11 protein-coding genes are annotated in these 9,544 nt (G+C 71.6%); 3 read left to right on the top strand and 8 right to left on the bottom strand.

Annotated elements, in window-relative coordinates:
- Positions 1-168 precede the first annotated feature (168 nt).
- Positions 169-1,065: an alpha/beta hydrolase gene (locus VK923_13690; protein HSJ45727.1), complete on the bottom strand. Its 897-nt coding sequence runs from the start codon at positions 1,063-1,065 to the stop codon at positions 169-171.
- Between the two features lie 613 nt (positions 1,066-1,678).
- Between VK923_13690 and VK923_13685 the strand changes: the two genes are divergently transcribed.
- The 3 genes from VK923_13685 (at position 1,679) to VK923_13675 (ending at position 2,815) form a co-directional block, all read left to right on the top strand.
- Positions 1,679-1,921, top strand: a complete 243-nt coding sequence (locus tag VK923_13685) for a cyclase family protein (GenBank protein ID HSJ45726.1) — start codon at positions 1,679-1,681, stop codon at positions 1,919-1,921.
- A 107-nt stretch (positions 1,922-2,028) separates the two neighbouring features.
- Entirely contained in the window at positions 2,029-2,172 is a 144-nt protein-coding gene (locus tag VK923_13680; GenBank protein HSJ45725.1) for a hypothetical protein, read from the top strand.
- Between the two features lie 253 nt (positions 2,173-2,425).
- Positions 2,426-2,815 carry a GNAT family N-acetyltransferase gene (locus VK923_13675; GenBank protein HSJ45724.1) on the top strand — a complete coding sequence of 130 codons (390 nt, stop codon included), beginning with the start codon at positions 2,426-2,428 and terminating at the stop codon, positions 2,813-2,815.
- Between the two features lie 56 nt (positions 2,816-2,871).
- Here VK923_13675 and VK923_13670 read toward each other — a convergent pair whose 3' ends face one another.
- The 7 genes from VK923_13670 to VK923_13640 all read right to left on the bottom strand — a co-directional run.
- A complete protein-coding gene (locus VK923_13670) occupies positions 2,872-3,270 on the bottom strand; it encodes a hypothetical protein (GenBank protein ID HSJ45723.1) in 399 nt (132 codons plus the stop codon).
- Between the two features lie 33 nt (positions 3,271-3,303).
- Positions 3,304-3,444, bottom strand: coding sequence for a hypothetical protein (locus VK923_13665; protein HSJ45722.1), 141 nt, complete (start codon positions 3,442-3,444; stop codon positions 3,304-3,306).
- Between the two features lie 123 nt (positions 3,445-3,567).
- Positions 3,568-4,347, bottom strand: a complete 780-nt coding sequence (locus VK923_13660) for an enoyl-CoA hydratase-related protein (protein HSJ45721.1) — start codon at positions 4,345-4,347, stop codon at positions 3,568-3,570.
- Positions 4,344-6,368 (bottom strand): acetate--CoA ligase family protein, encoded by a 2,025-nt coding sequence (locus VK923_13655; GenBank protein HSJ45720.1) that lies wholly within the window; start codon positions 6,366-6,368, stop codon positions 4,344-4,346. The genes VK923_13660 and VK923_13655 overlap by 4 nt, the downstream gene beginning before the upstream one ends.
- A 3-nt stretch (positions 6,369-6,371) precedes the next feature.
- Entirely contained in the window at positions 6,372-7,538 is a 1,167-nt protein-coding gene (locus VK923_13650; GenBank protein ID HSJ45719.1) for an acyl-CoA dehydrogenase, read from the bottom strand.
- Positions 7,539-7,542: 4 nt separating this feature from the next.
- The gene (locus tag VK923_13645) at positions 7,543-9,024 is read right to left on the bottom strand and encodes a 3-hydroxyacyl-CoA dehydrogenase NAD-binding domain-containing protein (GenBank protein HSJ45718.1); all 1,482 of its coding nucleotides are present in this window, start codon (positions 9,022-9,024) and stop codon (positions 7,543-7,545) included.
- A gap of 3 nt (positions 9,025-9,027) precedes the next feature.
- On the bottom strand, positions 9,028-9,544 hold a 517-nt coding region (locus VK923_13640), incomplete at its 5' end, for a 3-keto-5-aminohexanoate cleavage protein (protein HSJ45717.1).

The following is a 9,544-nucleotide window of genomic DNA, read 5'->3' as shown; positions in this document are numbered from 1 at the left end:
CGTCGCTGCCGACGGGCGTGCGCGAACGAACGTCGAGCCGCGGTCCGACGCCGTGACGCATCCGTCCTACGCCTGCGAGTGCCGACGCTGCGGTACGTCTTCGGTGCAGATCAACCCACCGGAGGCCGTCAAGGCCCCGTGACCCTCGCAGCCATGCGCTCCCGCCGCTCATGGGCCCGTGCCCAGCCTGCTGATGAGCCAGGGGCGCAGGACCGGCAGGACGTGGACGGCCTGCATGGCCTGGGTGTGGTCCAGCCCCTCCAGCACCCGCACCTGCCAGCCGAGCCCTTCGAGTTCTGCGCGTCGGCGCATGACCGGGCCTGCGAGGCTCACGTGCACCCCTCCCCAACGCTCGCTGTAGTCGATCTCGTCCGCCGAGCCCACAAGGCACAGGCGAGGGCACCGGAGCTGCGCCTGGGCGGCGCGGTCGTCGAACCCTTGCAGCGCCTGGTACAGCGTGACGAACTGATGCGTCTGCGCCTCCGTCAAAGACACCTCCACCTGCGACCAGTCCGGCTCACCCGCTGCGTCACCGGATGGCTCCTCGGATGGTTGGGAGGTCTTCCCGGTGCTGCGCGCCGAAGCCGTGTCGGCGATCGCCATCTCGTGGGTCGCCGTGGTGACCTGGAGCATCTGCAGGTACGGCCCGTCGAGTGGTGGGAACCCGCCCATGACCAGCGCCGCAAGGCGGTCGGTCCGAATGGCGAGCTGTAGCCCGACCAGCGCCAGCCAGGAGTAGCCGTAGTAGGCGAACCGGTCGGCACCGGCGGCGCCGCCAGCATCGGCCACGGCCAGCAGATCGCTGACGACATTGGTCGGCGTCAGCGTGTCAGGTTTGGGCACCCGCAGGACGTGGCCTTCGTAGTCGAATGCGACCACTCGGAACGCGTCGCTGAGGCCATCGACGAGGGCGCGTCCAAGGGCCGGGTCAGCGCCCCACCTGCGCATCTCTTCAGCCTGTGGTCCCTCGACCGGCTGGGGGTTGACCGGCAGCAGCACCAAGGGTCCACGACCATGGACCTCGACGGCGATGGTGCTTCCGTCGTGCAGTCGTGCCTCAGGCATGGCGTCGTCTCCGTCCTCGATCCATCGCAGCAGCAGGCAGTCACGGGCACCGTTGCGCGACACCCGACTCACACTGTGTGGTGCCAACAGAACGACCGGGAGACCGGCGAGTGCGGTCGAGCACGGCCACCTGCGACACCGTAGACGAACCGGTCGACGTTGCAGCGTGTGCGCAAACACGCACGTTCGGCGGCACGACCTGGCAGGATCCACCCGCCGGCAGCCTAAGGAGGCGACGCTTCAGAAGCTCTCCCCCACCAGTGGCGGAGAGACCCGCACAGGACTCACGCACCGGTCTCCGACAGAATGGAGTGACCCGTGAGCACGCCCGAGCACCTCCCGTCGTACCGCGAGCTGCCCGTTGTCGAGGGCGCGCCACCTGGATCGGCATGGCACCTGTGGGGTCCCGACGACCAGCTCGGCACTCTGAACCTCCTCGCCGACGAGCGAACGCTGCGCGCCGTCCAGAGCGTCAGCCACGGTCGCGTCTTTCCTCTGAACCTGCCGCTCGACCTCAATCCGGACTTTGCGTGGCGCGAGCCCCGGTGCATACGACGCTCCACATCGGGCCCGAAGGCCCGTTCCCGGTTGGCGTCGAGCCGGGTGACGCCACATGCAACAGGCGGGTCGGCAGTACAACCCGCTCGACGCGCACTCCTTCTCGGTCACCGACCTCGACGACGCCGCGGCCGCCCAGGGCACGGCCATCGACACCGGCGACATCCTCCTCATCCACTTCGGTTGGGTGCAGCGCTACGTCGAGGCATCGGCTGCAGAGCGCGCGGCGATGACGACGTGGGGCTCGGTCACCGCCCCGGGCCTCGAGCAGTCGCTGGAGATGGTCGAGCACCTGTGAAACCTGCACGTCGCGGCCGTGGCGACCGACACGCTCGGCGTCGAGGTCATGGACCAACGCGGCGACTACGAGTTCTTCCTCCACGAGGACCTGCTGCCGCTCTCGGCATGCCAATCGGCGAGATGTGGTCGCTGGACGCGCTGGCCGCCGACTGCGCAGCCGACGGCGTACACGGGTTCCTGCTCGTGTCCGTGCCCTTGCACCTCCGGGGCGGCGTCGGATCGCCCCCGCAGGCCGTCGCCGTCAAGTAGCGCCGTCGATCAGCCGTCGTACCGGAGCGAGATCAGCAGCAGCGGTGCCACTGGCCACCGAGGTAGACGCGCGTGCCCAGTACCGCGGCCATCTGCAATGAACGTCGCAGCTGCCGAGTGGACGGCCATGACGTCGGCGACGGGCAACCCGGCCTGCGATCCTGGGCGATTCGAACGTCGTGTAATCTCATGCCAAGCAACCGGGTCGGAGGCCGACCAGAGGGTTGCTCGGTTGGCTGTCGGTGGAGGACGCATGTCGGCACCGTCTGCGTCGTGCGGTCCGGCACTGGTGCGGCGACTGCAGGAGAAGGCGGCCAGGGCGCTTCCGGCGGAGCATGTCGACGGATGGTGGCTGCGCCATTCCACCAGTTGCGCCTGGTGGGTGGCGGCGGTGCTGCCACACGCGGACCGCGTGGTCGCCGACGATGGTTGGGCGGGCCTGTTCGGTATGGCCACGCTGCCTCACGCGCGGGGGAAGGGCGCCGGCCGTAGTGTGCTCGCCGCGCTGGCAGACTGGGCGGGTGCACACGGCGCCGACCGTCTGTATCTCCAGGTGGACTGTGACAACCTTCCGGCGCTCCGGCTGTACGAGGGCGCGGGTTTCGCCGACCTGTGCTGGTACCACTACCGCACCGCGAGATGAGCCTCGTCACTGCCGGCGCGCGTGTCACCGTCCGGATGATGGGCGCGCCGGCGAGCTCACGGACGCAGCGGCCGCGGCTCCGGAGACGCCGGTGACGTGTCGACCGCGTCGGGTGCAACCTGGTCGATGCCGGCCAGCAGATCGGGCACGGCCGGCCACCAGCGTCCAGCGGGCAGGTGGGTCAGGGCCCGGTCGACCGCGGCCGTCGTCGGCTGCACGGGCACGACCCGGGTGGGCGCCGCGTCGCGGAGCACACCGAGGAACCAGTGGCGCAGCGTGCCGGGCATGTCCTCGGCGTCGAGCACCAGGTAGTAGTCGGGCAGCTCGACCGATCGGCTCCGCCACCGTGCGGTGACCTCGGCGACGGCGGTCTCGAGGTCGCCGCGCAGGCCGGTGCCGTCGTACAGCGCGACCCAGTGGCGGGCGACCGCCGCCAACGGATCCGCGTCGTGCACCACGTAGGTTCGCGACGAACCGGCCGCACCGGATTACGCCGCGACCGCACGGTCGAGTGGATCATCCTCTTCGGGGACCATGGCCCGCACGTTGGCGAAGGCGCCGACCTCGCGGGCCCAGCGCGCGGCGTCGGCGCCGACGAGCGCGACGACAGTCGTGGAGATCCGCTGCATGCCACGATGGTGCCACCGACACCGCGCGGTGCTACCCGCTGGTGCCGCGATGACACACGCCAACGCGGGACGCGGCACTGGTCGACGCAGCCATTGCCGTCGATCAACGGGTGCACTGGATGGTCACCGGCCGGTCCACCGCGGCGGTCGACGCTCAGTGAACGCGCGAGGGCCCTCGAGCGCGTCGTGCGACCGCAGCATCCGCTCGTAGGGATCGACGGTGCCCGACCGCAGCAGACGGAGGCTGTCGCTAACGGGCATCCGCTCGGTCCGCCGGACCAGGTCGAGGACGGCCTCGACCGCCAGCGGTGCCGCGGCCGCCACCCGGTTCGCCAGCTCGGTGGCCGCGTCCAACAGCTCCCCGCTGAGGACCACGCGGTTGACCAGACCCCACGCGAGCGCCTCGGCCGCGGTCAGCCTGCGCCCCGCGATGAGCACTTCGATCGCCACGGGGCGGGGCAGCAGGCGGGGGAGCCGCACGCTGCCCGCGTCGGGGATGATGCCCACGGAGGTCTCGGGCAGGAAGAACGTGGCGTGATCGGCGGCGACCACGAGGTCGGCCGCCAGGACCAGCTCGAACCCGCCACCGACCGCCATCCCGTTGACGGCGGCGATCACCGGCTTGCGCAGATCGGGCAGCTCGGCATACCCCCCGAAACCTCCGGCGCCGAAGTCGGTGTCGTAAGCCTCGCCCGCCGCGGCGGCGTCCAGGTCCCATCCGGCGCAGAAGAACCGCTCACCCGCCCCGGTGACGATCGCGATCCGGAGCTGGTCGTCGTCGCGGAAGCGTGTGAAGACCGCCGACAGCTCACGGCTGGTCGCCGCATCGATGGCATTGGCCCTGCCCCGGGCGATCGTCACGTTCAACAGCGGCGGCGTCCGGTCGATGTCGATTCCGCTCATCGGTCGTCCATCATGTCGTCCGCCTCCAGCATCAGCACGTCGACGGCGCACACGCCGTCGGCAAGAACCAGCAGGGGGTTGACCTCAAGCTCGACGATGTCAGGGTCGTCGAGCACGACCGCCACGAGACGGCAGATCGCATCGGCCGCGGCCGCCAGGTCGCCGGCGGGCCGTGACCGGTGACCGGCGAGCACCCGGCCGACGCGCAGGCCCACCAGTGCGCGTCGCACGTCGTCGGCGTCGACCGGCGCCAGGAGGGTCACCGCGTCATCGAACAGGTCGACGAGCGCGCCCCCGGCACCGATCGTGACACTGCAGCCCACCAGTGGTTCGCGGCGCACGCCCACGAGCAGCTCTGCCACGGCGCCGACGACGTGGCGCTCGACGAGGAACCGTCCGGAGATGCCCGTCATGGCGGCCGCGGCGGCCCGGAGGTCGGGAGCCGCCCGCAGGTCGAGCGCGACGCCACCGATCTCGGTCCGGTGGTCGACGTCGACCACCTTCAACGTGACCGGATACCCCACGTCGCCCGCCGCGAGCTCGACATCGTCGCGGGGACAGAATCTGCCGGGGGGCACCATCACACCACCGGCCGCCAGCGCCGTCCGCGCCTGCGGCGGATCGCGTCGGCGCAGCGGACCGGGCGCCCCCGGCGGCGCGGGGACGTGCGGGGCCGGCTGGCCGGCCACGCGGGCGGCTGCCGCGACCGCGGCGAGCGCCACGTCGATGTCGCCGATCGCGGGTACGCCACGGGCGGCGAGCTGGTCACGAACGTCGGCGGGCAGCTGCTCGGCCAGGACGGATGTCACGACGAGCGGAACACCGGTCGTGTGGTGTGCGGCCACCGCCGCATCGACGGCGACCTGCCAGGACGCGCCGTCATGCCCGTCGGAGGGGAAGTCGACGACGAGCAGACCGACGTCCGCGGTAGCACGCAGCGCCGTCGTGAACACGTGCTCGAGGCCGTCACGGTCACCCCACAGGTAGGTGTGGTAGTCGAGCGGGTTGGTGACAGCGACGCGGTGATGGAGCGCCACGCCGACCTCCGCGGGCAACGCCGGGAAGGTGATCCCGTGGCGGGGGGCGCGGTCGGCGGCCAACGCCGCCTCCCCGCCGGAGCACGACAGCGACACCGCGCGTCGGCCACCCAGGCGGCCGTACGCGTGCAGCACCGCCAGCGCGCCGACGAGGGCGGGCACGGTGTCGACGACCGTCACGTGGTACCGGGCGAACAACGCACGGTAGGTGGCGGCGGTGCCGGCCAGTGATGCGGTGTGGGTGCGCGCCAACGTCGCACCCGCCACTGATACCCCGGTCTGCAGCGCGACCAACGGCACGGCGCGCTCCCACGCCAGCAGTGCGGCGCGTCCGAACGCGACGGCGTCGGTGAGCTGCTCCACGTGCAGCCCGATCGCGGTGATCCGCGGATCGCTGACGAGCGCCGCGACGCAGTCATGCAGCCCCAGACCGGCCTGGTTGCCGACCGTGACAACCTGCGCGAGCGGCAGCCCGCGGCGCATGCTGACCGTCAGGGCGAGGTTGCCCGACTGCGTGATGATGGCGACGCCGCGTTCGGTCCGCCGGCAGCCCTGCACGTCAGGCCACAGGGCGGCGCCCGTCAGCGCATTCACGAAGCCGTGGCAGTTGGGCCCGAGCAACGGCATGTCACCGGCCGCCGCACGCAGACGGTCTTGGAGCACGGCGCCGGGCGTCCCAACCTCGGCGAACCCCGACGCGTAGCACACGACCCCACCACAACCGACGTCGCGGAGCTGGCGCACCACATCGATCGTGCGATGCCGGTCGACCGCGACCAGCGCCGCATCGGGGGTGCCCGGCAGCGCCGCCACCGTCGGCACCGACCTGCGCCCACCGACCTCCCTGCGCGACGGGTGCACCGGCCAGATCTCGCCGGCAAACCCCAGCCGGTCGCACTCGGCGATCGCCGCCGCGGCCGGCGCACCACCGACCATCGCGACCGTCGACGGGTCCAGCAGCCGCCCCAGCGCCGACGGTGCCACCGGTCACCCGCCGACGGCGCGCAGCATCGTGCGCGAGATGATGTGGCGCTGGATCTCTGACGTCCCGTCCCAGATCCGCTCGACGCGCGCGTCGCGCCACAACCGTTCGAGCGGGAGCTCGTCCATGAGGCCCATGCCACCGAGGATCTGCACCGCCTCGTCGGTCACGAACGCCAGCATCTCGGACGCGACCAGCTTCGCCATCGCCGCATCGGCGTCGGTCATGCGACCCTCGTCGTCGAGCCACGCGGCGCGGTAGGTCAGCAGCTCCGCGGAGGCCAGCCGCGTGGCCATGTCGGCGAGCTTGAACGACACGCCCTGGAACCGACCGATCTGCTGGCCGAACTGGCGCCGATCGGTCGCCCATCGGGTGGCGATCTCGATGGCGCGGTCGGCGCGCCCTAGGCACGTCGCCGCGACCTGCAGCCGCGTGGAGCCCAGCCAGGTCGTCGCCACCTCGAAACCCTTGTGCTCCTCGCCCAGGACGTTCGCAGCGGGGACCCTGCAGCCGTCGAAATGCAGCACGGCGTTGTTGTACCCGCGGTGGGACACCGACCCGTAGCCGTCGGCGACCTCGAACCCAGGCGTGCCGTGGTCCACGAGGAACGCCGTGATCCGGCTTCGGCGTCCGCGCCTGGTGTCCTCCTCCTCCTCGCCGGTGGCGGCGAACAGGATCACGTAGTCCGCGACGTCGGCGTGGCTGATGAAGTGCTTGGTGCCCCTGATGACGTACTCGTCACCGTCGCGCACGGCCCGGCAGCGCATGCCACGCAGGTCCGATCCGGCATCGGGCTCTGACATCGCCAGGCACTCGACCCGCTCGCCGCGGACCGTGGGCACGAGCCACGTGTCGACCTGGTCGCCAACGCAGGCACGCAGGATGTTCGACGGGCGCGCCACGATGTACTGCAGGGCCATGGACGTCCGTCCCAGCTGGCGCTCCATGACGGCGACATCGAGGCTGCCCAGCCCCCCACCGCCGAGCTCCTCGGGCATGTTGGCCGCGTACAGCCCCGCCTCGAGCGCACGGCTGCGGATCTTCGCGGTCAGCTCCGGGCGGACCCGGCCGGTGCGCTCGACCTCGGCCTCGTGGGGCGCGAGCTCGGCGTCGACGAACGCCCGCGTGACCTCCGCGATCATGCCCTGCTCGTCGCTCAGCCCGAAGTCCATCCGCTCACCTCCCGATCGACATGACCGCGCGCTCCGGTCGGGGCAGCGTGTCGTGCACCGCACCGATGGCGTGCAGTGCGGCGAGCGGCAACGGGGGCACGGGGACAGACCGTCCCGCCGCCGTGTCGACGTGCACCAGCAGCTGCTCGTTGGTGCACAGCACCTCGTCGTTGCGGGCGTGCGACATCGTGTGGAACAGGTGCAGGCGCCTGCGGTCGTGGCCGAGCAGCTGGGTCGTGAACCGCAACGGCGCGCCCTCGCCCACCTCGCGGCGGTAGACCAGGTGGCTCTCGACCGTGTAGTAGGAGTGACCGGCGTCGCGGTACACCTCGTCGATGCCGATGTAGCGGAAGAACGCGTCGCTGGCCCAGCCGAACGCGTACAGGTACGCCGACTCGGTCATGTGCCGGTTGTAGTCGACCCAGTCGGGCGCCACCGTGCACGCGTACAGCGCGAGCGGCGCCGGCACGTCGTTCCCCGCCTGCCAGCGCTGCGGTGCACCCGCGGCGAGCGTGCGCTCCTCACGGCGGGCGACGATCCGGCCCGCTCCGAGACCGCTGCCACGCAGCGCATGCATGACCGACACGAGGGCCTCGTCGCGCAACTGCTCGAGCTCCGCGACCGACCGGCCTCCCGCCTGGGCGTGGGTGCCGTCGATCAGGGCGTCAGCCAGCGCCGCCGTCAGCGGTGGTGCGTCGAACCGCGCCCACGGCCACTGCAGCGCCGGTGCGAACTGGGCGAGCATGTGTCGCATGCCGCCCTCGCCTCCTGCGAGGTGGTACGTCAGGCTGGTGCCCATCGCCGCCCACCGCAGCCCCGGCCCGTAGCAGATGGCGTCGTCGAGCTCGGCGGTCGTGGCCAGCCCCGCCGCGAGCAGGTGCAGCATCTCCCGCCACATCGCCTCGAGCAGGCGGTCCGACAGGAACCCGTCGACCTCGCCGCGCACGACCAGGGGATGCATGTCGAGGTTGTCGTACACCGCCCGGGCGCACGCGACGGTTGCCGCTGCGGTCTCCTCCCCCGCCACCACCTCGACCAGCGGCAGCAGGTACACGGGGTTGAAGGGATGACCGACAATCAGCCGCTCCGGGTGACGCAGCCCGTCCTGCAGCGCGGTCGGCCGCAGCCCGGACGTCGAGGAGGCGATGATCACGTCCGGGTCGGCGACGGCGTCGATCGTCGCGAGCACCGCGCGCTTGCGGTCCAGGTCCTCGGGCACCGCCTCCTGCACGAAGCCGGACCGCGTGGCCACCTCGTCGAGCGTGTGGGCGAACGTCAGCCGGGCCGGATCGGCGCCGGGGTGCAGGCCGAGGCGGCACACCGCGGGCCACGCCCGGTCCACGGCGGCGCGCAACCGCAGTTCGGCGCCCGGCGCGGGATCGTGGACCACCACGTCGAGCCCGCGGCCCAGCGCCCGCACCGCCCAGCCGGCCCCGATGACCCCGGCGCCGGCGACCCCGAACGTCGAACGTGCGACGGCCGTCATCGGCTAGTACGCCACGCGGTCCAGGCCCTTGAGCCCCAGCGCCTCGCGCGTCTGGGCCGGGGTCAGCGGTTCGCGCGACAACTCGGCGAGGATGCGCACGATCTTGTCGACCTGCTCGGCGTTGGACTCCGCCAGCCGACCGCGCTGCAGGTAGATCGAGTCCTCGAGCCCTACGCGCACGTTGCCGCCGAGCGTCGCACCGGCGGTGATCAGGTCGAACTGCGCCCGTCCGCTGCCGAGGATGCCCCACTCGACATCGTTGCCGAACAGGCGGACGGCGGCCTCCTTCATGTGGAAGACGTTCTCGACCGCGGCGCCGATCCCGCCGAGCGTGCCCATCACGAACTGCAGGAAGATCGGCGTCGTCACCAGGCCCTGGTCGGCGAAGTACGCCAGCGTGTACAGGTGCCCGATGTCGTACGCCTCGAACTCGAAGCGGCAACCGGTCTCGTCGGCCAGCGTGGTCAGCATGTACTCGATGTCGGAGAACCGGCTGATGAACGGCTCGTGGCGGGTCGAC

The sequence above is a fragment of the Euzebyales bacterium genome (assembly GCA_035461305.1).
Taxonomy (GTDB): domain Bacteria; phylum Actinomycetota; class Nitriliruptoria; order Euzebyales; family JAHELV01; genus JAHELV01.
The sequence above is the reverse complement of the archived record's forward strand: the minus strand, read 5'-3'. Positions and strand labels throughout refer to the sequence as shown.

Coding starts and splice junctions, on each gene's coding strand:
- VK923_13680 (HSJ45725.1), top strand. CDS start 2,029: ATGCCAATCGGCGAGATGTGGTCGCTGGACGCGCTGGCCGCCGACTGC.
- VK923_13650 (HSJ45719.1), bottom strand. CDS start 7,538: ATGGACTTCGGGCTGAGCGACGAGCAGGGCATGATCGCGGAGGTCACG.
- VK923_13660 (HSJ45721.1), bottom strand. CDS start 4,347: ATGAGCGGAATCGACATCGACCGGACGCCGCCGCTGTTGAACGTGACG.
- VK923_13645 (HSJ45718.1), bottom strand. CDS start 9,024: ATGACGGCCGTCGCACGTTCGACGTTCGGGGTCGCCGGCGCCGGGGTC.
- VK923_13675 (HSJ45724.1), top strand. CDS start 2,426: ATGTCGGCACCGTCTGCGTCGTGCGGTCCGGCACTGGTGCGGCGACTG.
- VK923_13690 (HSJ45727.1), bottom strand. CDS start 1,065: ATGCCTGAGGCACGACTGCACGACGGAAGCACCATCGCCGTCGAGGTC.
- VK923_13665 (HSJ45722.1), bottom strand. CDS start 3,444: ATGCAGCGGATCTCCACGACTGTCGTCGCGCTCGTCGGCGCCGACGCC.
- VK923_13685 (HSJ45726.1), top strand. CDS start 1,679: ATGCAACAGGCGGGTCGGCAGTACAACCCGCTCGACGCGCACTCCTTC.